A 21,360-nucleotide genomic window follows, 5' to 3' on the forward strand; every position below is an offset into this window, starting at 1 on the left:
CGTCCTCGATGGCCACGGGTTGTCCGGAGGTGCTGTCGCAGGTCCTGGCTAGGCTGCGAGGGGGTGTCCGGTGGGACGCGTCCGGCTGGAAGTGCTCGGTGAGTGGCGGAGGAGGTGGCCGGGAGCGGTGTTCGCGGTGCACGCGCTGTGGCGCGGGCCCCAGGGTGGGCGGCTGGCCCTCTGGGCCGAGGACGCGCGGGCGCTCGGCCGACCGCGCGAGGCGGTGCGCTACCCGGCTGCCGGCGCTGATGGGACCGGCCGGGCTGGTGAGGGCGCCAGCGCTGGTGGAGTGGCCGGGTCCGGTGGAGCGGTCGGGTCCGGTGGGGTGGCCGGGGCTGGTGGAGCTGCTGGGGCCGGTGGGGCGGCGCGGCCGCATCCGTACGCCTGCTCAGCCGCGCTGCTCGCCCGAGTGCTCGGCGGTATCGGCCCCGGGCTGGAGTGGCTGGCCGGGCAGGCGGCCGAGCGCTGGGCCACGCTGACCCTGCCCTCGCTCAGCGGCACGCCCACGCCGTCGCCCGAGCTGCTCGGGGGTGGGGCGCCGAGCGGGGTGTCGCTGCACGCCTGGCGAGTGCCCGCGCTGGTCTTCGAGCCGACCGAGGCCGCTCAGCTGCTGGGTGAACTCTTCGACCCGCGCTGGGCGCTGACCAGTGCGGAGCTCGACGGCCAGGGCCGGGTCGATGTCGCCTACGGTGCCTCGCTGCGCTGGTTCACCGCCGTGCACGACCTGGCCTGGCGACTGGCCGGGCGGGGCCAGGTGCTGCCCGCGCTGGTCCGGTTGGACGGTGAGCCCTACGCGCGCTGGCAGCCCGTGCTGGGCGCCGCCGACCGGCGCGAGGCGAGCGCCTTGGCGGCCGGCTGCCCGGCGGTGGCCAGGGCCGGGCGACCGGGCGCGGTGCTGCTGGCCGAGGCCCTGGAGACGCTGACCGACCGCGAGGTCCGGGCGACCCTGGCCGACCACCCCGGCGCGCTGCGGCTGCCCCGGGGTGTCGGGGCGGCCGGCGACCCAGACGACCTGGTGGCCGAGCGCTGGTTCGCGGCGCTCGGCGCGGGGGACGGTCGGCTGGCGGTGGCGCCGGGTGTCTCGGCGGCGGCGCTCGACCGGTTCGCGGCGCGGCTGGCCGCCTGGCACGGCTCAGGGGGCCCCGAGGAACCGGCGGTCCGGCTCTGCTTCCGGCTGGTCGAGCCGCTCGGCCCCGATCCAGGGGATCCCGAGGGGCGCACCTCCGACGACCACTGGCGGCTGGACTTCCTGCTGCAGGCCGCCGCGGAGCCCTCGCTGCTGGTGACCGCCACGGACCTGTGGGCCGGCGGCGCGGCGGTGGCCGCCTTCGCCCGTACGGTCGAGGACCCGCAGGGCGCCTACCTGGCGGAGCTGGACCGGGCCGTGCGGTGCCGGAGCGAGCTGCGCCAGGCGATGCGCTCCGCCCGCCCGGCCGGGCTGACGCTGGACCGGGAGGGCGCCCTGGACTTCCTGCGGGCGGCGGCTCCGGTGCTCACGGAGGCGGGCTTCGGGGTTCTGCTGCCCACCTGGTGGCAGCGGCGGCCGCAGCTGGGCATGGCCCTCGCGGTCAGCGGGGCGGCCGCGGGCCCGCCGACCGGCGCGGCCGCGGGGCGGACCGCGGGCGCGCTGCCGCCCGACGGGCGGCCCTGGCTCGACCGGGACGCCGTGCTCGCCTTCCAGTGGCAGCTGGCGCTGGACGGCGAGCAGCTCACCGCCCAGGAACTCGCCGACCTGGCAGCGGCCAAGCGCGGCCTGGTCCGGGTGCGTGGTCAGTGGATCGAGGTGGACAGCCGCCAGATCGCCGCCGCCGTCGACTTCCTCTCCCGGCAGGGGGTCGGGGAGAGCACCCCGGGGCGGCTGCTCCGGTTGATCCTTGACCCGGGGGCGATGGTCGCCGGGCTGCCGATCGGCGCGATCAGGGCTGCTGGGGTCTTCGGCGGGTTGCTCGGTGGTGGTGGTGGCAGTGGCGGCGGTGGTGGCGGTGCTGAGGGGCGCGGGCCCGTGGTGGTGCCGCTGCCCGATGACTTCGGCGCCACGCTGCGCCCGTACCAGGAGCGGGGCGTGGCCTGGCTGCGCTCGTTGAGCCGGCTGGGCCTGGGCGCGGTGCTGGCCGACGACATGGGCCTGGGCAAGACCGTGCAGGCCCTGGCCCTGCTCGCCGCGGAGCACCTGGAGCACGCGGAACAACTGGAGCAGCTGGAGCAGGCAGGCCAGGCAGGCCAGGCAGGCCGGGGCGCGGCGGCTGCTCCCGGCCCGACGCTGCTCGTCTGCCCGACCTCGCTGGTCGCCAACTGGCGGCGCGAGGCGGCCAGGTTCGCGCCGATGCTGCGGGTGCACGTGCGGCACGGCGCCGACCGCCCCACCGGCGACGCGCTGCCGACCGCCGTGGGTGCGGCCGACCTGGTGATCACCACGTACGGCCTGGTCCAGCGCGACGCTCCCGAGCTGCGCCGGATCGCCTGGCGCCGAGTGATCGCCGACGAGGCGCAGAACATCAAGAACAGCGCCACCGCCCAGTCCCGGGCGCTGCGTTCGATCCCGGCCGAGCACCGGATCGCGCTCACCGGCACGCCGGTGGAGAACCGTCTCGCCGACCTGCACGCGATCCTGGACTTCGCCAACCCCGGCCTGCTCGGCTCGGCGGCGGCCTTCAAGGAGCGGTACGCGATCCCCGTCGAGCAGCACGCCAGCGCTGGCCGGATGGCCGAACTGCGGCGCAGGACGAGCCCGTTCGTACTGCGCCGACGCAAGGACGACCCGGCGGTGGCCGTCGCGCTGCCGGCCAAGGAGGAGATGACCGTCTGGTGCACGCTGACCGCCGAACAGGCGGGCCTCTACCAGGCGGTGGTCGCCGACCTGCTGGACCGGCTGAACGGGATCAAGGGCGTGCAGCGCAAGGGGGCGGTGCTCGGCGCGCTCGGCAAGCTCAAGCAGGTCTGCAACCACCCCGCCCAACTGCTGCACGACGGATCGGCGGTGGCCGGTCGCTCCGGCAAACTGGCCCGGCTGGAGGAGGTGCTGGCCGAAGCGCTCGCCGAGGGCGACCGCACCCTGGTCTTCACCCAGTACGCCGAGTTCGGCACCCTGCTCCACCGCCACCTGGCCGACCGGCTCGACACCGAAGTGCTCTACCTGCACGGCCGGTTGAGCGCGCGGCGGCGTGACGAACTGGTGCAGCGCTTCCAGCAGCCGGGGAGCGGCGGCGCGGGGCCGGGCGTCTTCCTGCTCTCGCTCAAGGCCGGCGGCACCGGCCTCAACCTCACCGCCGCGAACCAGGTGGTGCACCTGGACCGGTGGTGGAACCCGGCTGTCGAGCAGCAGGCCACCGACCGGGCCCACCGGATCGGTCAGCACCGCACCGTCCAGGTCCGCCGCTTCGTCTGCGCCGGCACGGTCGAGGAGCGGATCGCAGGCCTGATCGACGCCAAGCGCGCGTTGGCCGAGGCGGTGGTCGGCGAGGGCGAGCGGTGGCTCACCGATCTGTCCGACGGTGAGCTGCGGGAGCTGCTCACCCTCTCCGCGGAGGCGCTGGCGGAATGACCGAGCTCAGTGGACCGAGCGACCCGACCGGCCCGACCGGCCCGACCGGCCCGACCGGCCCGAGCGGCCCGACCGGCCTGGGCGGACCGGATGGACCGGCTGGCCCGAGCCCGTCCGGCTCGCCGGTGAACCCGCTGGACGGCTACTGGGCGGGTGACTTCACGCTGCGCCAGGAGGGCACGGCCGTACCGCCGGGCCCGGGCCGTCCGGGCCCGCCGCCGATCGAGCGGCTGGCCGCGCCCGACATCACCGTCCGCGGCCGGGGCCTGACGGCGCTGCTCGCGCCGGTCTACCGGGCGCTGACCTCCTGAGCACCCCCGCCGCCGGCGACCCGCACGACCGCTCCTTGACCCTCGACCTGGTCGAGGCCGCAGAGTCCTCGGCGTGGAGAGCGTGATGCGCAGTATCGGCCAGTTGGCCAGGGAGAGCGGCCTGACCGTCAGTGCCCTGCGGTTCTACGACAGTGCCGGGGTCTTCGGCCCGGCCCGGGTCGATCCGCAGACCGGCTACCGCTGGTACGCGCCGGACCAGCTCGCCGATGCCCGGCTGCTCTGCAGGCTGCGCCGGGTCGGGCTGCCGCTGGCCGGGATCCGGCTGGTCCTGGCCGCGCCGTCCGACGCCCGAGCGGCGCACGAGGTGCTCGATGCGCACCTGCGGCGGTTGGAGGACGGCTTGGCCGACGCGCGTCGGGAACTCTCCCAGGTCCGAACGCTGATCGATCAACGGGAGCACATGATGACGACGACCGGCCCCACCGATCCGGCCACCCCCGCCGGCGCCGCGCACGTCCTGAGCGCCGCCCGCCTCGCCGTGGCCGGGAGCGACCTGGTCGCCGCCCTGGCGGCGGTCCGCTTCGCGGTGAGCCGCGACGCCGAACTGCCGATGCTCGGCGGTGTCCTCTTCGACTTCGACCCCGACGGTGCGGAGCTGCGGCTCGTCGCCACCGACCGCTACCGGCTCGCGGTCGGCACCGCCGCGGCCCGCGCGGCCGCCGGGACCGGGTTCAGCGTCCTGGTGCCGGCCGTGCTCGCCGACGAGATCGGCGAGCTGGCGACGGATGCCGCCGAGCTGACCGTCGTGGTCGAGGGTGCCACGGTCACCGCCGAGGCCGGCGGCCGCCGGGTGACCGGTGAGCGGCTGGACCTGGACTTCCCCGACTACCGCCGCCTGCTCAGGCTGCGGCACACCCACCGGGTCGAGCTGCCCGCCGACGCGCTGCGCCGTGCGGTCGTGGACGGCGCCACCCGCCCGTTCACCCCCGAGCGGGGGGCCCGCCTGGGCGCCGCGCCGGCGGCCGAGGTCCCGCTCACCGTCCTGGCCGTCGGTCAGGACGGTGAGCTGCGCGTCGTAGGGGCCGGGCCCGGCGACGCGTCCGGAGTCGAGCCTCGGGGCGCCGGTGAGGAAGCGGCCGGGCCGGGAGCCGGGGAGCTGCGGGTGGCGGTGAACCAGGAGTTCCTGCTGGAGGCCCTCACGGCCGGCGCGATGGATCAGCTGATCCTCGAACTCGGCGGTGCGATCAGCCCGTTGGCGATCCGATCGGCGGGCGGCCCGGCCGGGAACTACTCGATCCTGATGCCGGTCCGGCTGACCTGAGGCCTGAGGCCTGAGGCCTGAGGCCTGGGGGCCCGCGCCACCGCCACCCGGCATCCGGTGGCGTGGCGCGGGCGGCGGTGGCCGGGCGCTCGTGCGGTCAGTCGTCCGACCGGTCGCCCAACCGGTCGTCGAGGACGGTGAGTTCGAGCCGGCCCAGGTGGTCCGGGTCGGCGATCACGTCGATCTCGGTGATCAACCCCTCGGTGATGGTGAAGGCGAGGACCACGGAGAGCCGGCCGAGCGGGGCCATCACCAGCCCGACCGCACCGTCGATCAGGGCAGGCTCGGTGAACCGGGCCCGCCCGGCGGAGGCGAGCGCGGCCGTGGCCACGGTGTGGGCGCCGCGCAGCAGGACGGGCAGGGGAGTGGGGCCGACGGTCGGGTCGGCCCGGAGCACCACGTCCGGATCGAGCAGCGCCACCAGCGCCTCGAAGTCGCCGCCCCGGGAGGCGGCCAGGTAGGCGTCGACGACCCGCCGACGGCGGATCAGGTCGCTGTCTGGCGCCGGGGCGACGCCCTTGACCCGGCGCCGGGCCCGGCTCGCCAGCTGCCGGGTGGCGGCGGGGGAGCGCTCGACCAGCGGGCCGATCTCCTCGAAGGGCACCGCGAACATGTCGTGCAGCACGAAGGCGATCCGCTCGGCGGGCGTCAGCGTGTCGAGCACCACCAGCAGCGCCAGCCCGACCGAGTCGGCCAGTAGCGCCTCCTGCTCGGGGTCGACCGCCGCCAGGTCCCGGTCGCCGATGGGCGCGGACCCCGCCACGTCGAGCGGATCCTCGCGCCGGTGCTCGCGGGTGCGCAGCATGTTCAGGCAGACCCTGGCCACCACCGTGGTCAGCCACCCGGCGAGGTTCTCGATGCCGCCGGCCTCGATCCGGTCCAGCCGTAGCCAGCCCTCCTGGACGGCGTCCTCCGCCTCGCTCAGCGAGCCGAGCATCCGGTACGCCACCGCTCGCAGCCGGGGCCGGTGCTCCTCGAACCGATCGGCCAACCAGGCGCTCTCGTCCACTGGTCGAATTCCTTCCGCACACGGGGCACAGCAGCAGATCCACGAAAGCCAGCCGATCCGAACGGGCGCGCGGGCCCCGGGCCGGCACTTCGCAGGCCGGCACTTCACCGTCCCGGCGGCGGCCTGGGCGGCCCGGGACCTCAGCGGGACAGGGGCGAGCCTGCGCCGCTGCCGCCGCTGCTGAGGTCGGGCGCGGGCTTGCGGGCGAGGAAGAACGCCTGCCGACCCTGCCGGGGCCTCTCGCTCTCGTCGGGTTCGCGGATCAGCCGGGCGTCCACCACCAGGCCCGCCCCGCCCAGCAGATCGGCGACCTGGTCGGGCGAGACCCAGTAGATGTCGAGCGACACCTCGTGACCGTACGCCTGGTCCCGGTGCAGGTGCCGGTCCCCGACCTTGAAGGCCAGCAGCAGGTGGGCGCCGGGGGCCAGCACCCGGTGGCACTCCGCGAAGACGGCCGGCAGCAGCTCCGGCGGGGTGTGGACGGTCGAGTACCAGGCGACGGCGCCGCCGAGCGAGTCGTCCGCCAGGTCCAGCGCGGTCATCGAGCCCACGTCGAACCGCAGGCCCGGATGGGTCCGGCGGGCGACCTCGATCATCCCGGGGGACAGGTCGATGCCGAACACCTCTACCCCGAGGGAGTGGAGGTGGGCCGTGACGCGGCCGGGACCGCAGCCGAGGTCGGCGACCGGGCCGACACCGGGCGTCCGCGAGAGCTCGGCGAACGCGGCGAGCATCGCGCGGTCCAGCGGTTTGGCGTCCAGCTCGTCACGCAGGAGCAGCTCGTAGTCGACGGCGACGGTGTCGTAGGCCGTCCGGGTGGCGTGCAGGTGGGTCGCTTCGGTCATGGCCGATGACGGTAGCCGTGAGCCGCGCCGTGCGCTAGCTGCGTGCTTGCTTTTGCAAGCACCAGTGGGCAGCATGAAGGCATGGCTTCACTGAAGGTGGGCTCGCTGGGTGAGTACATCCGCGAGCAGCGGCGCGCCGCGCAGTACTCCTTGCGCCAGTTGGCGGAGGTCGCGGGTGTGTCGAACCCGTATCTCAGCCAGATTGAGCGGGGGCTGCGCAGGCCCAGCGCGGAGATCCTGCAGCAGATCGCCAAGGCGCTGCGGATCTCGGCGGAGACGCTCTATGTGCAGGCGGGGATCCTGGAGGAGCGGCCCGAGGGCGGGGCGGACCTGCGGGCCGCGATCTTCGCGGACACGGCGATCAGTGAGCAGCAGAAGCACGCGCTGCTGGCGGTGTACGAGGCCTTTGTGCGTGACAACAAGGCCGAGTGAGGCCGATCGATGAGAGGAAAGACCGATGCCCAGCACCGATGAGATCAGGAACGAGATCAAGAAGACACTGAGCGACCCCACGCCGCTCTACGCCCTCGCGGGCGCCGGCGAGCTGGCGTACGCGAAGCTGCGAGAGGTGCCCGGGCAGCTTGAGGCGCTGGCCGGCGACCGCAGGGCCGCGCAGGAGACGGCGGCCGCGCGGCTGCAGGAGGCGCAGGCCCGGCTCGCGGAGGCGCAGGCCAAGGTGGTCGGCACGGTGACCACGCTGCCGACCGACCTCAAGTCGCTGCAGGACCGGGCGCAGACCTTCGCGTTCCAGCAGGTGGGCCGGGCCGCCGGGTTCGCGGTCAAGGCGAAGGAGGTCTATGACGAGCTGGCCGAGCGCGGCAAGGGCGTGGTGGAGAAGGGCTTCACCGACCGGCCGGAGGCGCCCGTGGTGACGGTGGAGCGCGCCGAGTCCGTCCCGGTGGACCTGGAGGCCGTCGAAGAGGCCGAGGCGGAGGTCGAGCCGGTGGCCGAGTCCGCCGCCGGGCCGAAGCCGGCGAAGAAGGCGGCCCGGACGCGGAAGGCGCCGAGTGCCGGCAAATAGCCGCGCCGCCGGTCACGGCACGCTTCGGGCGCCTGGCACGTTCACCGTCTGTCGGGTGCCGCAGCGTGTCAGGATGGGTGGACGCGGCCGTGGGTAGTCACGGTGGGGCGGCGGCGAGGCTTCGTGTGAGGAGACCAGGGTGGGCTACATCACGTACATCAACCTCCTGAACCCGCTCTGGTGGCTGTCGGTCGGGATCATCCTCTTCAAGGGGTTCGCCTTCGTCGACGCGGCCATCCGGCGGGATGGCGCCTACCGTGACGCGGACAAGAAGACCAAGACCTTCTGGCTCGTCCTCCTCGGCGCGGCGCTCGGCCTGGACCTGCTCTTCGGGGCCAACTTCATCGGCAGTTTCCTGACCCTGGGCGGGCTGGTCGCGGCGATCGTCTACATGGTCGACGTCCGCCCGGCCATCAAGGCGCTGACCGGCGGGCGGGGCGGCAAGAACGACCGCCGGAACATGGGCCCCTACGGCCCCTGGTGACTGCCGGGTGGCTGCCTGGGGGCCACCGACGAGCCGGACCCGCTGACCCGCTGACCCGCCGCCGACCGCTGTCGCGGCGGGTCAGCCCATCAGCGGCGGCTGCTGGTGGCGCTCCAGCAGCAGCACGGCGACGTCGTCGGTCAGCGCGCCGCCGTTGAGGTCCTCGACCTCGGCGAGGGCGCTGTCCACCAGGCGGCCGCGGGTCAGCCCGTTCGCCTGATGGTCGCCGATCAGGTTCAGCAGGCCGTCCTGGCCCAGGCGGCGGGAGCCGGCACCGACCCGGCCCTCGATCAGGCCGTCGGTGTAGAGCATCAGGCTCCAACCCGGCCGCAGCTCCAGGTGGTGCGGCGGCCAGCTGGCGTCGGTGTCGTCGCAGGGCAGCAGGCCGAGCGCCGGGCCGGCCTGGTCGAACGGGACCACGGCGGGGCGCCGGTCCGCGGAGAGCAGCAGCGGCGCCGGATGCCCGGCCAGGTAGAGCTGGGCGTACTCCACCTCGGGGCGGTCGGACGGCAGCGGTTGCTGGCCGGCCCCGGGAGCCGGGCGGCCGCCGGCCGCGCGCGAGTCGGCGGTGGCGCGGCGGTGGCCGCGCGGTGCCCCGTCCGGAGGCGTGCCCGGGGTGATCACCAGCATGCAGAGGGTCGCGAAGATCTCGTCGCTGCGCCGCTCGTGCTCCAGCACGTGCTGCAGCGTGGTGAGCAGGGTCTGGCCGGTCAGTCCCGCGAAGACCAGGGTGCGCCACGCTATCCGCAGCGCGACGCCGAGGGCGGCCTCGTCGGGGCCGTGCCCGCAGACGTCCCCGATGACCACGTGCACGGTGCCGTCGTCGGTGCGGACCGCGTCGTAGAAGTCGCCGCCGAGCAGTGCGCGGCGGCGCCCGGGCCGGTAGCGGCGGGTGAAGGAGAGCTCGGCGCCCTCCAGCAGCGGGGTGGGCAGCAGGTGGCGCTGCAGCCGGGCGTTCTCCTGGCCGCGCAGTTCGGCCTCGACCAGGCGGCGCTGCGACTCGTCGGCCCGCTTGCGCTCGACCGCGTAGCGCAGCGCGCGGGCCAGCAGCGGGCCGTCGGTCTCGTCCTTGGTGAGGAAGTCCTGGGCGCCCGCGGCCACCGCGGCGGCGCCCAACTGGGTGTCGGCGGCGTCGGTGAGCACCACCACGGCCGCGTTCGGTGCCAGGCGCAGGAGCTCGCGCAGTCCGTCGAGCGGGTCGGCGGCGGTGGTGGTGCGGTGCCGCTCGGCGGCGGGTGGGGTGGCCAGGTCGAGCAGGACGCAGCTGAAGTCCACCGGCAGGGTGCGCGGGCGGCGGCCGGGGACGCCGGGCTGCGGGGTGAGCTGGGCCGCCGCCTGCGTCAGGCCGCGGGCCCAGCGGAGCTCGACGGGCGTGCCACTGGCCGCGATCAGCTCCTCGATCAGCTGGGCGTCGCTGGTGTCGTTCTCGATCACCAGCAGCTTGAGCGGCGCGGCGGACCGGTCCACGGCCGCGGCGCGCGAGGTGGAGCGGGGGCCGGGCAGCAGCGGCGCGGCCTCGCCGTCCGGGGTGGCGGGGCGGGCGGGCCCGGCGAAGCCGGCCGGGGCGCCGAGGCGGCTGAAGGTGTCCAGCGCCTCCAGGTCCTGCAGGGAGTTCAGGCCGAGCCCGTGCAGCCCGTTCAGCTGGTCGTCGCCGAGTGCGGCGGCGCCCGGATCAGGGCAGGGGGCGGCGGCACGCCGACGGACGCCGGCTCCTGTCGGGGCACCGGACCGGCTTTCGGCGCCGAGTCCAGGCCCGTCTCCCGTAGCGGGCACGGATGGTTCCTCCCTTTCCCTGACGGGGTAACGGCTGCGGTCCGCGTGCAGTGCCCGCAGGGCACCGCGAGTCAGGGAGCTTCTCGCGACCATAACGTGATCTCCCGGGAATTCTCTGGCCGGCCTACGTGGATGTGGCTATTGCCACGCTGGTGGCGGGGGTGCTCGCTAGCGTGAACGGTTCGGGGCCCAGGGACGGCACGGCCGGGCGAAAGGGGTTGACGGTGACGCAGATCACTTTGCTCCAGGGTGATATCACGAAGCAGCGGGTGGACGTGGTGGTCAACGCGGCCAACTCGTCCTTGCTGGGCGGCGGCGGGGTGGACGGCGCGATCCACCGGGCCGGCGGCCCCGAGATCCTGGCCGAGTGCCGCAGGCTGCGCGCTTCGCACTACGGCGGCGGCCTGGCCGTTGGCCGGGCGGTGGCCACCACGGCCGGGCTGCTGCCGGCCGGTCATGTGGTGCACACCGTCGGCCCGGTGCACGGGGCGTCGGGCGGTGCGGGGCTGCTGGCCTCCTGCTACCGGGAGTCGCTCCGGCTGGCGGTGCTGGAACTGGGCGCCAGGAGTGTGGCGTTCCCCGCGATCTCCACCGGGGTGTACCGGTGGCCGCTGGAGGACGCGGCCCGGATCGCGCTCTCGGCGGTTGCCGAGGTGCTCGCGGAGGATCCGGTCAAGGCGGTGGTGGGCCTGGAGGTGCGGTTCGTGCTCTTCGGAGCGGCGGCGTACGACGTCTTCGCACGGGTGCGGGCGGAGTTGTGGCCGGTATTGGGGCCGGAGTTGGGGCCGGAGTTGGAGGAAGGGTAAGAGCAAAGGCTGGGGCCGGGGCCCGAGTCGGGCCCCGTCGGACAGGCGATGTGTTCGAGTCAAGGAGCGGACGATGCCGGTGTCGCGCCAGGCGCCGGGCGCGTTCCCATAGTGGCCTGACGCCGCGTCAACACGCCAGGGGAATTCGATAACTCGTTCGAGTGAACCCGAAAGCCCTGCTCCGAACGCCGGCACCGAGACCCTGCTCAGGGTGCCAGCGCCGACCACGGCAGCGTGACCTCGCCCTGCCGCCATCGCCCGCGCGCGTCCGTCAGCGGCCACTGCCCGGCCAGCGAGGTGCACGCCGCCACCCAGCGCTGCCGGGCACCGAACGCCCCGTACGGCGCGGCGGCCGCCCAGGCCCGGTCGAAGTCGGTGAGGAAGGCGTGCACCGGCCGGCCCGGCAGGTTGTGGTGGATGAGTGCCTTCGGCAGCCGCTCGGCCAGGTCCGAGGGCCGCTCCAGCCCGGCCAGCCGGGCGGCGAAGGTGACCGTGCGCGGTCCCGCCGCGTCGAGCGCCACCCAGACGTGGCGACGGCCGACCTCGTCGCAGGTCCCCTCGACCAGCAGGCCGTCCGGGGCCAGCCGCCCGCACAGGCGCTCCCAGACCGCGGCCACCGCCTCCTCGTCGTACTGCCGCAGTACGTTGGCGGCGCGGATCAGCTGCGCGCTGCCGCCGTCCAGCGGCACCTCGAAGCCGCCGCGGCGGAAGGTCAGGGCGGGCGGCTCGGCGTACGGCTGCGCGGCGGTGACCCGGGCGGGCTCGATCTCGATGCCGACCGTGCGCAGGTCGGGCCGCACCGCGCGCAGCCGGGTGGAGAGTTCGACGGCCGTCCAGGGCGCCGCGCCGTAGCCGAGGTCGACGGCCACCGGCGGCTCCTCGGCCGCGCGCAGTCGCGGGCCGAGGGTGTGCACGATCCAGCGGTCCATCCGCCGCAGCCGGTTGGTGTTGGTGGTGCCCCGGGTCACCGAGCCGACCGGGCGGGTGGCGGTGGCCGCCGCCCGGGGCGTCCGCGGCGCCTTCGCCGGGCGCGACGCCCTCGCCGGTTTCGGCTGCGCGGCCGGTACCGGCCGCGACGGCTGCTCCGGCGCTGTCGGCACCCCGGGCGCGGTGCGCGCGGCGGGGTGCCCGGACGGGTCCGGGGCGGAGGTGGCGGCCATTCCCGCAGGGTAGCCCGCCCCCGCCCGGGTCCGGGCGCCGCGGTCGGCGTGACCTGTGCCGCGGTCGGCGTGCCGTGCGCCGTGGTCGGCGTGACGTGCGTCGCTCCGGGAATGCGGGACGGGTCCTCAGCGGTTGTCCTCCTGTTGGAACCACAGGAGTGGCCGCCGCACAAGGTGTCGCAGCGCAGATCAGAGAGGCCGCAGCCAGGTGATCAAGCCCCCCGTGTCGACGGTATGGCGCGACCGGCAGCCCCCGCCGGTCCGCGGGCGCCTGCACGCGCTCGCCGCCGGCCGTGGCCGGCGTCCGCGCCGGATCGCGATGCTGAGCGTGCACACCTCCCCGCTCCACCAGCCGGGCACCGGCGACGCGGGCGGTATGAACGTCTACATCGTCGAGCTGGCCAAGCGCCTGGCCGCGCTCGGCATCGAGATCGAGGTCTTCACCCGGGCCACCTCCTCGGACCTGCCGCCGACCGTGGAGCTGGCCCCCGGGGTGCTGGTCCGCCACGTCACCGCGGGGCCGTACGAGGGCCTGGTGAAGGAGGACCTGCCGGCCCAGCTGTGCGCCTTCACCCACGGGGTGCTGCGCACCGAGGCCGGCCACCGGCCCGGCCACTACGACCTGGTGCACTCGCACTACTGGCTCTCCGGCCAGGTCGGCTGGCTGGCGGCGCAGCGCTGGGGCGTGCCACTGGTGCACACCATGCACACCATGGCCAAGGTGAAGAACGCGGCGCTGGCCGAGGGCGACACGCCCGAGCCGCCCGCCCGGGTGATCGGCGAGACCCAGGTGGTGGAGGCCGCCGACCGTTTGATCGCCAACACGGCGGACGAGGCGGGCGAGCTCGCCGCGCACTACGGCGCCCGGTCCGACCAGCTCGCCGTGGTGCACCCCGGGGTCAACCTGGAGGTCTTCCGGCCGGGCGACCAGCGGGCGGCCCGGGCCCGGCTCGGCCTGCCGGCCGATGCCGCGGTGCTGCTCTTCGCCGGCCGGATACAGCCGCTCAAGGGCCCCGAGGTGCTGCTCAAGGCGGTCTCGGCGCTGCTGGAGCGGCGTCCCGAGCTGCGCGAGCGGCTGGTCGTGCCGGTGGTCGGCGGCCCCTCGGGGACGGGGCTGGCCAAGCCGCAGGGCCTGCAGAAGCTCGCCGCCCAGCTCGGCATCGGCGATGTGGTGCGGTTCCACCCGCCGGTCGGGCAGGCCGAGCTGGCCCAGTGGTACCGCGCGGCGACGCTGCTGGCGATGCCCTCCTACAGCGAGTCCTTCGGGCTGGTGGCGCTGGAGGCGCAGGCCTGCGGCACGCCGGTGGTGGCCGCTGCGGTCGGCGGCCTGCCGGTCGCGGTGCGCGACGGCGAGACGGGCACGCTGGTGCGCGGCCACGACCCGGCGGCCTGGGCACGGGCCCTTGAGCCCTACGTGAGCAGCCCCGGGCCGGCGGCCCGGCAGGGCCCGGCGGCGGCCCGGCACGCGGCCGGTTTCGGCTGGGGCGCGGCGGCCGCCGCCACCGCCGAGGTGTACACGGCGGCGCTGGCCCGCCCGGCCGGTCGGCTGGCCGGGGCACGGCGGCTGCTGAGCCAGTAGCGGCCGGCCGGCCGGCCGCGTGCCGTGCGGTGGCGCGGCCGCCGCAGCCAGCACGTCCGCCGTGCCGGGCCTGCCTCGCCGGCGCGGGGGACACGGCACGGGCCGGCGGCGGTGGCCGGGTACCAGCCGGTAGCGTCACGGGCATGGCTACCCGTACCAAGGACGAGGCCCTGGGCCTGCTCGCCGCCGCGCTCGACGAGACCGGTGTCGGCTGGGAGCCGGCCGCCGCCGATCCGTACACCCTGGTCGCGACGCTCCCCGGCACCCGCAAGCTCAGCACCACCTGCGCGCTGCGCGTCGGCGACCACACCCTGTCGGTGAACGCCTTCGTGATCCGCCGCCCGGACGAGAACCACGAGGCCGTCTTCCGCTGGCTGCTGGAGCGCAACACCAGGCTGTACGGCCTCGGGTACGCGCTGGACCAGCTCGGCGACGTCTACCTGACCGGCCGGTTGCCGCTGGAGGCGCTGAGCGCCCAGACCGTTGACCGGTTGCTCGGCACCGTGCTGGAGAACGCCGACGAGCCCTTCAACACGCTGCTGGAGCTGGGCTTCAGCTCGGCCATCCGGCGCGAGTGGGAGTGGCGGACCAAGCGCGGCGAGTCCACCCGCAACCTGGCGGCGTTCAAGCACCTGGCCCAGCAGCCGCAGCCGCAGCCGCAGCCGCAGCAGCCTCAGCAGCCTCAGCCCGAGAGCTGACGCGCCGCGTCCGCCCGCCGGCCCAGCACCAGGTAGCCGCCCGCGGCCGCGGTGCCGAGCGCCGCGCAGCCGTACCAGACGGTGGCGTGGCCCGCGTGGTCCAGCAGGAAGCCGCCGGCCGCCGGCCCGAGGAAGGAGGCGGCCGACCAGGCCAGCGAGTAGACGCCCTGGTAGCGGCCGCGGGCATGGGCCGGCGCGAGTTCGGCGACCAGGCTCATGCTGGTCGGCGCCTGGATGATCTCGCCGAGCGTCCAGACCGCCACGACGCCGGCGTAGCAGAGGGCGGAGGAGCCGGCGAAGGCGGTCAGCCCGAAGCCCCAGCCGGTCAGCAGCGCCGCGACCAGCAGCAGCGGGCCCCGGCCCTGGCCCCGGAGCATGCGGGTGACCGGGATCTGCAGCAGCACGATCAGCAGCCCGTTGAGCCCGATCACCAGTCCGAACTGGGTGGTGCTCAGCCCGGCCCTGCCCATGGTCACGGCCAGTGTGGTGTTGCCCTGCTGGAAGACCAGGGCGACCAGGAAGGTCAGCCCGACCAGGGCCATGAACCGGCGGTCCCGGAAGACGGTGCTGAGGCTGACCGCGGGGGCGGCGGCCCGAGGCCCGCCCTGCCCGCCCTGCCCGCTCGGCGTGGCGGCCGCGCTCGGGTGGCTCTCCGGGACCCTGGCGAAGACCACGCAGGCACAGAGCAGCGTGGTGGCCGCGTCGGCGATGAAGAGCGGCAGGTAGCCGTGCGCGGCGACCAGGCCGGCCACTGCCGCCGAGACGCCGAAGCCGATGTTGACCGCCCAGTAGTTGAGCGCGAAGGCCCGCACCCGGTCGGCGGCGGGCACCACGTCGGCGATCACCGCCGAGATGGCCGGCCGTGAGGCGTTGCTGCTCAGGCCGACCAGGAAGGCCACCGCGGCGATCATCACCCGTCCGTCGGCGAAGCCGAGCGCGGCGGTGCTGAGCGCGGTGAGCAGTTGGGCGCCCAGCATGGTGGGCCGGCGCCCGATCCGGTCCGTCAGCACCCCGCCGACCAGGGCCGCTATGGCCCCACCGAGGCCGAAGAGCGAGGCGACCAGGCCGGCGTAGGCGGCCGAGTAGCCGCGGTCCACGGTGAGGTAGAGCGCCAGGAAGGTGACCACGAAGCCGCCCAGCCGGTTGACCAGCGTCGAGGTCCAGAGCCACCAGAAGGCCGGCGGGAGCCCGCCGACCGACTCGGCGGTGGCGCTGCGCAGGCGCGCGGTCAGCGAGGCGGCGGCCGGATCGGGTGGTGCGGCTTCGACGGGTGGTGCGGGTGGTGCGGTGGGCATGGCGTGGCTCCCGGCGGGCAGGTGCCCCGGCGGGCGGCATGGCGGTGGGCCGCGCGACGGGACGGGAGTGGGGCGGGCAGGTGTGCCGTACGTGGCACTGTAAGTGTCACAAGGCCGATGCGAACATTACAGGCGAGTTCCTGGCCTCGGCTACCCGTTTATTAGGCTCCATTTGCCGCCGGTCTAAGCTGTGCCTCATGGCTGACACGACCTACCGACTGATCCTGCTCCGCCACGGCGAGAGCGAGTGGAACCAGAAGAACCTCTTCACCGGCTGGGTCGACGTCGACCTCAACGAGAAGGGCGAGAAGGAGGCCGCGCGCGGTGGCGAGCTGCTCGCCGCCGAGGGCCTCTTCCCGGATGTGGTGCACACCTCGCTGCTGCGCCGCGCCATCCGCACCTCGCAGATCGCGCTCGACAAGGCCGACCGGCACTGGATCCCGGTCAACCGCAGCTGGCGCCTGAACGAGCGCCACTACGGCGCGCTGCAGGGCAAGGACAAGGCGCAGACCCTGGCCGAGTTCGGTGAGGAGCAGTTCCAGCTGTGGCGCCGCTCGTACGACACCCCGCCGCCGGTGCTCGCCGACGACAACGAGTTCTCGCAGGCCGGTGACGCCCGCTACGCCGAGATCCCGAGCGAGCTGCGGCCGCGCACCGAGTGCCTCAAGGACGTCGTCGAGCGGATGCTGCCGTACTGGTACGACGCGATCGTGCCGGACCTGGCCGCGGGCCGCACCGTCCTGGTCACCGCGCACGGCAACAGCCTGCGCGCGCTGGTCAAGCACCTGGACGGGATCTCCGACGAGGCGATCGCCGGCCTGAACATCCCCACCGGCATCCCGCTGGTCTACGAGCTCGACGCGGACTTCAAGCCGGTCACCGCCGGCGGCCGCTACCTGGACGCGGAGGCCGCCGCCGCCGCGATCGAGGCGGTCAAGAACCAGGGCAAGAAGTAACGCGGGGAGCGGCAGCCGAGCGAGCGGGCCCCGGCCCCGGTGCACACGCACCGGGGCCGGGGCCCGCTCGCTTCGCTCAGTGACCGCCGCAGCAGCCGCCGCTGGCACCGCCGCACTGGCAGGGCGCGCCGGACTGGCAGCCGCAGCCGCAGCCGGGCCCGCAGCCGCAGGCGCCGATCAGGACCGGCAGCCGCGTCCGGGCACCCGGGGCGACGGGGGCGGTGGGACGGGGGGTCAACGTGGGCCGGGCGGGGGTGGTGGTCATGCTGCGTGCCCTCCTCGATCGAGGCAGGCGGCGGGGTGACGGGCTGCCTGCTCCACGAGTGAAGCTCCGCGACTGACGGAGCGTCAATGGGCGCGTAGGTGTGGGGACGGAGCGCTTCATGCGCCCCCGCACCGGTTGCCGAGCGCCGCCCCCGCGGCCGGGTTCACCGCCGCTCGCGCCACCGCTGCCCGCGCCACTGCTGCCCGGGCTACTGCTGCTCGGGGACGAAGTCGCCCGCGTGCTCGCCGGTGACCAGGAAGACCACGCGCTTGGCCACCGAGACCGCGTGGTCGGCGAACCGCTCGTAGTACCGGCCGATCAGGGTGACGTCCACGCCGGTCTCGATGCCGTGCTGCCAGCGGTCGTCGGCCAGGTGCGCGAAGAGCTGGCGGTGCAGCTCGTCCATCGCGTCGTCGTCGCGCTCCAGCTGAAGCGCCGCGTCCACGTCCTTGGTGGCGATGACCTGGCCGGCCTTGGCCACCAGGCGCTGGGCGAGCTGGCCCATCTCCAGGACGATCGGCTGCAGGTCGCTGGGGACCGCGGAGTCCGGGTAGCGCAGCCGGGCCACCTTGGCCACGTGCCGGGCCAGGTCGCCGCAGCGCTCCAGGTCGGCGCTCATCCGCAGCGAGGTGACCACGATCCGCAGGTCGGTGGCGACCGGCTGCTGGCGGGCCAGCAGGTCGATCGCGGTGTCCTCCAGGCCGTGGTGGAGCGTGTTGACCTTCTCGTCCGCGGCGATCACGCTCTCCGCCAGCTCCAGGTCGGCGTCCAGCAGCGCGGTGGTGGCGCGGCCCATGGCCGACCCGACCAGCCGGGCCATCTCGACCAGGCCGTCGCCGATCGAGTCGAGTTCCTCGTGGTAAGCGTCACGCATGCGCTTCTCTTCTCCTTCTCGCGGTGTCGGTGGCGGTGCCGACCGGCCGCCTGGCCCGCGCTGCGGGAGGGCGGCCGCTGCTGGTGGCGCGCATCGTACGCGCGTCACCGACCCACACGGGCTGCACAACGCAGCCTGGGCCGTCCGGGCGACGGCGCACGGCCGCCGCAGTGAACCGGTGGCTACCTGAAGGTGAATTCTCGGCAACGCACGGTCGATGCCTTGATCCGACGCTTACGGAGCGGCCGGTCGATGCGCTTAGGCTGGCCGCATGGACGTGAATGTGGCCGCCGCCGCTGCCTGCGCCATCGCCGGCCTTGGCGTCGGTCTCACGGCCTCCATCGCCTTCCGCTGGAGCGAGCGCGAACAGGGTCGGGGCAGCAACAGCGGCAACGGTAGAAGAAGTAGCAGCGCGTCAGCGGTGCACGCCCCCCTCCAGGAGCCGGCGCTGCCGCCCGGTGTGGACACGGTGCTCTCGGTGCTGCGCTCCTGCGCGATCGTGCTGGGCGAGGGCGACGAGGTGGTCAAGGCCAGCTCCGCCGCCTACTCGATGGGCCTGGTCCGCGGTGGCGCGGTGGCCGTCGAGCAGATGCTCGCGCTGGCCCGGGCGACCCGCCGGGACGGCGAGATCCGGCAGGTCGAGCTGGACGTCCCACGCCCCGGCGTGGCGCGCTCCGGCGAGCCGCTCTCGGTCTCGGTCCGGGTCGCCCCGCTCGGCTCCCGGCTGGTCCTGGTGCTGGTCGAGGACCTCACCGAGCGCCGCCGGATCGAGGCGGTCCGGCGCGACTTCGTGGCCAACGTCAGCCATGAGCTCAAGACCCCGGTGGGGGCGCTGTCGCTGCTCTCGGAGGCGGTCGCGGACGCGGCCGACGACCCGGAGGCGGTGCAGCGCTTCGCCGGCCGGATGCAGATCGAGGCGACCAGGCTGGCCAGCCTGGTCCAGGAGATCATCGACCTCTCCCGGGTCCAGGACGACCGCCTGCTGATGGACCCCGAGCCGGTCCCGGTCGACGAGCTGATCGCCGAGGCGATGGACCGCTGCCGCCAGCAGGCCGCGGCCAAGCAGATCCACATCGCGGCCGGCGGCATCGCGGGCCTGCACCTCTTCGGCGACCGCGGCCAGCTCGCCGCGGCCCTCGGCAACCTGGTCGAGAACGCCGTCAACTACAGTCCGCCGCGTACCCGGGTGGCGATCGCCACCCGCCGGATAGCCAGCGCCGCCGCGATCGGCGAGGCGGACGGCGAGCTGATCGAGATCTCGGTGACCGACCAGGGCATCGGCATCTCGGAGAAGGACCGCGAGCGGATCTTCGAACGCTTCTACCGGGTGGACCCGGCCCGCAGCCGGGCCACCGGCGGCACCGGCCTGGGCCTGTCCATCGTCAAGCACGTGGCGGCTTCGCACGGCGGAACCGTCTCGGTGTGGAGCGTCGAGGGCCAGGGCTCCACCTTCACCGTCCGGCTCCCCGCCGGACAGACCCCGGCGCCCGCCGCTTCCGGCGACGCGGCGGGCACCGCCCATGACGAATCCGCACACCGTTCCCCCTTTCCTGATTCCCCCCTTCCTGCCCCGGAGGCCCGATCGTGACCCGTGTACTGGTGGTCGAGGACGAGGAGTCGTTCAGCGACGCCCTGTCGTACATGCTGCGCAAGGAGGGTTTCGAGGTGGCCGTCGCCGCCACCGGCCCCGACGCGCTGGAGCAGTTCGAACGCAATGGCGCCGACCTGGTCCTGCTCGACCTGATGCTGCCCGGGCTGCCCGGCACCGAGGTCTGCCGCCAGCTGCGGGTGCGCTCCAGCGTGCCGGTGATCATGGTGACGGCCAAGGACAGCGAGATCGACAAGGTCGTCGGGCTGGAGATAGGCGCTGACGACTACGTCACCAAGCCGTACTCGACCCGCGAGCTGGTCGCCCGGATCCGCGCGGTGCTGCGCCGCCGCGGCGAGGAGGGCGGCATCGGCAACGACGGCGGTGGCCCCGGCGCGCTGGAGGCCGGCCCGGTCCGGATGGACGTGGACCGGCACGTGGTCACCGTGGACGGCGCCAAGGTCGACCTGCCGCTCAAGGAGTTCGACCTGCTGGAGATGCTGCTGCGCAACGCGGGCCGGGTACTCACCCGGATGCAGCTGATCGACCGGGTCTGGGGCGCCGACTACGTCGGCGACACCAAGACCCTGGACGTCCACGTGAAGCGCCTGCGGGCGAAGATCGAGCCGGACCCGGGCGCGCCGCGCTACCTGGTCACGGTCCGCGGCCTGGGCTACAAGTTCGAGCCGTAAGCCGACACCGTGCGCCGGCTGGGCTGAGCGCGACACGACGAAGGGCCGCACTCCTAGAACCCGAGCAGGGTGGGGGTGCGGCCCTTCGTCGTGCGCGGGGCGCGCGACCCGGCTGCCGGGTCGCGCGCCCCTGGGCTCAGTGCGAGGGGCTGGGGCTCGGGGTGCCCGTGGCACCGGCGGCCGGGGAGCCGCTCGGGGCACCGGCGGCGGCACCGGAGGCCGGGGCGCCGGCCGGCGCCGACGGGGAGGCGGCGGTGCTCGCGGCGGTCGAGGCCCCCGTCGAGGCGGAAGCGGCGGCGGAGGCCGACGCGCTGGCCGAGCCGCCGGCCGACGGGGAGGCGGAGACCGGCGCGGACGGGCCGGCCGAGGCGTAGGTGCCCACGGCCGGGGTGACCAGCGCGGTGGTGTCGACCTTGCCGGCGCTGGAGAAGGAGAACGAGGCCGGCGTGAAGCTGCCCGCGGTCACGGTGAGGGAGGAGAACTGCGCCGTGGCCTGTCCGTTGCCGCCGACCGCCACCGCGCCGCCGGCCGGGACCACGATGCCGCCGGGCAGCGGCGTGCCCGAGGCGTCGTCGAAGGTGGCGCTGGTGCCGGCCACCGTGACGCCGGTCAGCGTCTCCGGGCTGCTGCCGGTGTTGCTGATGTTGACGGACAGGTTCGCGGGGCCGGGCTGGCCGGAGACCTGGTTCGCGCCGACCACGACGACGATGGCGTTGAGCTTGAGGTCGGCGCCCAGCGAGGTGGCCGGGGTGTCCGGCTTGATCTGGGCGGTCTCGGCGCTGCTCCCGGCGGAGCAGGCGGACAGCGAGACGGCGGCGAGGGCGAGGACGATGGCGGCAGTGCCACCGCGTCGAAGGCTGCGGCTCACGGCTGCGCATCTCCTTGGGTCACGTGTCGGGTTGTCAGCGCTCAGCGTACCGACCGCACTTATCCGGCCCTCACGGGGTGGCCCCGTGTCGCGCCCTGACCACTCCGCTGCCGGTTCGCCGGGTGGCGCGTCGTCGTCGCCGGGCCGGGCCGCAGCTGTACCGGGTCGCTACTGGGGGAGGGCCCGGCACTGGGGCGGTCCGGGGTGCGGTGTGACGGCGATGTGTGCGGTTCCGGAAGCGCGTCAAGATCAGATCACGATCGGGAAACGGTGAATATCCGGTGTCGACTTCAAGATCGAATGTCGGCCGCCG

20 protein-coding genes are annotated in these 21,360 nt (G+C 74.6%); 12 read left to right on the plus strand and 8 right to left on the minus strand.

What is annotated here, in order from left to right; all coding sequences use genetic code 11:
- The first annotated feature begins 127 nt into the window (after positions 1–127).
- From OG455_RS22330 to OG455_RS22340, 3 genes are all read left to right on the plus strand, one after another.
- On the plus strand, positions 128–3,541 hold the full coding sequence (locus tag OG455_RS22330) for a DEAD/DEAH box helicase (protein ID WP_266296354.1): 3,414 nt from the start codon (positions 128–130) through the stop codon (positions 3,539–3,541).
- A complete protein-coding gene (locus OG455_RS22335) occupies positions 3,538–3,852 on the plus strand; it encodes a hypothetical protein (RefSeq protein ID WP_266296356.1) in 315 nt (104 codons plus the stop codon). The genes OG455_RS22330 and OG455_RS22335 overlap by 4 nt, the downstream gene beginning before the upstream one ends.
- 85 nt (positions 3,853–3,937) lie before the next feature.
- Entirely contained in the window at positions 3,938–5,134 is a 1,197-nt protein-coding gene (locus tag OG455_RS22340; protein ID WP_266296358.1) for a MerR family transcriptional regulator, read from the plus strand.
- Between the two features lie 97 nt (positions 5,135–5,231).
- On the opposite strand, the gene OG455_RS22345 is transcribed toward OG455_RS22340, so the two are convergent.
- Both OG455_RS22345 and OG455_RS22350 read right to left on the minus strand, forming a co-directional pair.
- Positions 5,232–6,143, minus strand: coding sequence for a sigma-70 family RNA polymerase sigma factor (locus OG455_RS22345; RefSeq protein WP_266296360.1), 912 nt, complete (start codon positions 6,141–6,143; stop codon positions 5,232–5,234).
- 140 nt (positions 6,144–6,283) lie between these two features.
- Positions 6,284–6,988, minus strand: coding sequence for a class I SAM-dependent methyltransferase (locus OG455_RS22350; RefSeq protein ID WP_266296387.1), 705 nt, complete (start codon positions 6,986–6,988; stop codon positions 6,284–6,286).
- An 81-nt stretch (positions 6,989–7,069) separates the two neighbouring features.
- Between OG455_RS22350 and OG455_RS22355 the strand changes: the two genes are divergently transcribed.
- The 3 genes from OG455_RS22355 to OG455_RS22365 all read left to right on the plus strand — a co-directional run bounded on the left by OG455_RS22355 (position 7,070) and on the right by OG455_RS22365 (position 8,493).
- Positions 7,070–7,420 carry a helix-turn-helix domain-containing protein gene (locus tag OG455_RS22355; protein WP_266296389.1) on the plus strand — a complete coding sequence of 117 codons (351 nt, stop codon included), beginning with the start codon at positions 7,070–7,072 and terminating at the stop codon, positions 7,418–7,420.
- Between the two features lie 25 nt (positions 7,421–7,445).
- The gene (locus OG455_RS22360) at positions 7,446–8,009 is read left to right on the plus strand and encodes a hypothetical protein (protein WP_266296391.1); all 564 of its coding nucleotides are present in this window, start codon (positions 7,446–7,448) and stop codon (positions 8,007–8,009) included.
- Between the two features lie 139 nt (positions 8,010–8,148).
- Positions 8,149–8,493 (plus strand): DUF2516 family protein, encoded by a 345-nt coding sequence (locus OG455_RS22365; protein ID WP_266296393.1) that lies wholly within the window; start codon positions 8,149–8,151, stop codon positions 8,491–8,493.
- A gap of 81 nt (positions 8,494–8,574) precedes the next feature.
- Here the strand turns inward: OG455_RS22365 and OG455_RS22370 are convergent, their stop codons facing one another.
- Complete coding sequence (locus OG455_RS22370) at positions 8,575–10,266, minus strand: PP2C family protein-serine/threonine phosphatase (protein WP_266296395.1); 1,692 nt, start codon at positions 10,264–10,266, stop codon at positions 8,575–8,577.
- 224 nt (positions 10,267–10,490) lie between these two features.
- Between OG455_RS22370 and OG455_RS22375 the strand changes: the two genes are divergently transcribed.
- Positions 10,491–11,072: an O-acetyl-ADP-ribose deacetylase gene (locus OG455_RS22375; RefSeq protein ID WP_266296397.1), complete on the plus strand. Its 582-nt coding sequence runs from the start codon at positions 10,491–10,493 to the stop codon at positions 11,070–11,072.
- A 206-nt stretch (positions 11,073–11,278) separates the two neighbouring features.
- Here the strand turns inward: OG455_RS22375 and OG455_RS22380 are convergent, their stop codons facing one another.
- On the minus strand, positions 11,279–12,232 hold the full coding sequence (locus OG455_RS22380; protein WP_266296399.1) for a class I SAM-dependent methyltransferase: 954 nt from the start codon (positions 12,230–12,232) through the stop codon (positions 11,279–11,281).
- A gap of 271 nt (positions 12,233–12,503) precedes the next feature.
- On the opposite strand from OG455_RS22380, the gene mshA reads away from it, so the two are divergent.
- Together mshA and OG455_RS22390 are read left to right on the plus strand one after the other, a co-directional pair.
- Positions 12,504–13,811 (plus strand): D-inositol-3-phosphate glycosyltransferase, encoded by a 1,308-nt coding sequence (mshA, locus tag OG455_RS22385; protein ID WP_266300910.1) that lies wholly within the window; start codon positions 12,504–12,506, stop codon positions 13,809–13,811.
- A 143-nt stretch (positions 13,812–13,954) separates the two neighbouring features.
- A complete protein-coding gene (locus tag OG455_RS22390) occupies positions 13,955–14,509 on the plus strand; it encodes a YbjN domain-containing protein (RefSeq protein ID WP_266296401.1) in 555 nt (184 codons plus the stop codon).
- Here OG455_RS22390 and OG455_RS22395 read toward each other — a convergent pair.
- Positions 14,494–15,804 carry an MFS transporter gene (locus OG455_RS22395; protein ID WP_266296403.1) on the minus strand — a complete coding sequence of 437 codons (1,311 nt, stop codon included), beginning with the start codon at positions 15,802–15,804 and terminating at the stop codon, positions 14,494–14,496. The genes OG455_RS22390 and OG455_RS22395 overlap by 16 nt on opposite strands.
- A 197-nt stretch (positions 15,805–16,001) precedes the next feature.
- On the opposite strand from OG455_RS22395, the gene OG455_RS22400 reads away from it, so the two are divergent.
- Positions 16,002–16,760 (plus strand): phosphoglyceromutase, encoded by a 759-nt coding sequence (locus OG455_RS22400; RefSeq protein ID WP_266296405.1) that lies wholly within the window; start codon positions 16,002–16,004, stop codon positions 16,758–16,760.
- A 76-nt stretch (positions 16,761–16,836) separates the two neighbouring features.
- Here the strand turns inward: OG455_RS22400 and OG455_RS22405 are convergent, their stop codons facing one another.
- Both OG455_RS22405 and phoU read right to left on the minus strand, forming a co-directional pair.
- Positions 16,837–17,025: a hypothetical protein gene (locus OG455_RS22405; RefSeq protein ID WP_266296407.1), complete on the minus strand. Its 189-nt coding sequence runs from the start codon at positions 17,023–17,025 to the stop codon at positions 16,837–16,839.
- 208 nt (positions 17,026–17,233) lie between these two features.
- Positions 17,234–17,899, minus strand: coding sequence for a phosphate signaling complex protein PhoU (gene phoU / locus OG455_RS22410; RefSeq protein WP_266296409.1), 666 nt, complete (start codon positions 17,897–17,899; stop codon positions 17,234–17,236).
- Positions 17,900–18,170: 271 nt separating this feature from the next.
- Between phoU and OG455_RS22415 the strand changes: the two genes are divergently transcribed.
- The gene (locus OG455_RS22415; protein WP_266296411.1) at positions 18,171–19,487 is read left to right on the plus strand and encodes a cell wall metabolism sensor histidine kinase WalK; all 1,317 of its coding nucleotides are present in this window, start codon (positions 18,171–18,173) and stop codon (positions 19,485–19,487) included.
- On the plus strand, positions 19,484–20,179 hold the full coding sequence (locus tag OG455_RS22420; RefSeq protein WP_266296413.1) for a response regulator transcription factor: 696 nt from the start codon (positions 19,484–19,486) through the stop codon (positions 20,177–20,179). The genes OG455_RS22415 and OG455_RS22420 overlap by 4 nt, the downstream gene beginning before the upstream one ends.
- Positions 20,180–20,315: 136 nt before the next feature.
- On the opposite strand, the gene OG455_RS22425 is transcribed toward OG455_RS22420, so the two are convergent.
- Positions 20,316–21,047, minus strand: coding sequence for a DUF461 domain-containing protein (locus tag OG455_RS22425; protein WP_266296415.1), 732 nt, complete (start codon positions 21,045–21,047; stop codon positions 20,316–20,318).
- Positions 21,048–21,360 lie beyond the last annotated feature (313 nt).

The sequence above is a fragment of the Kitasatospora sp. NBC_01287 genome (assembly GCF_026340565.1).
Lineage (GTDB): Bacteria > Actinomycetota > Actinomycetes > Streptomycetales > Streptomycetaceae > Kitasatospora.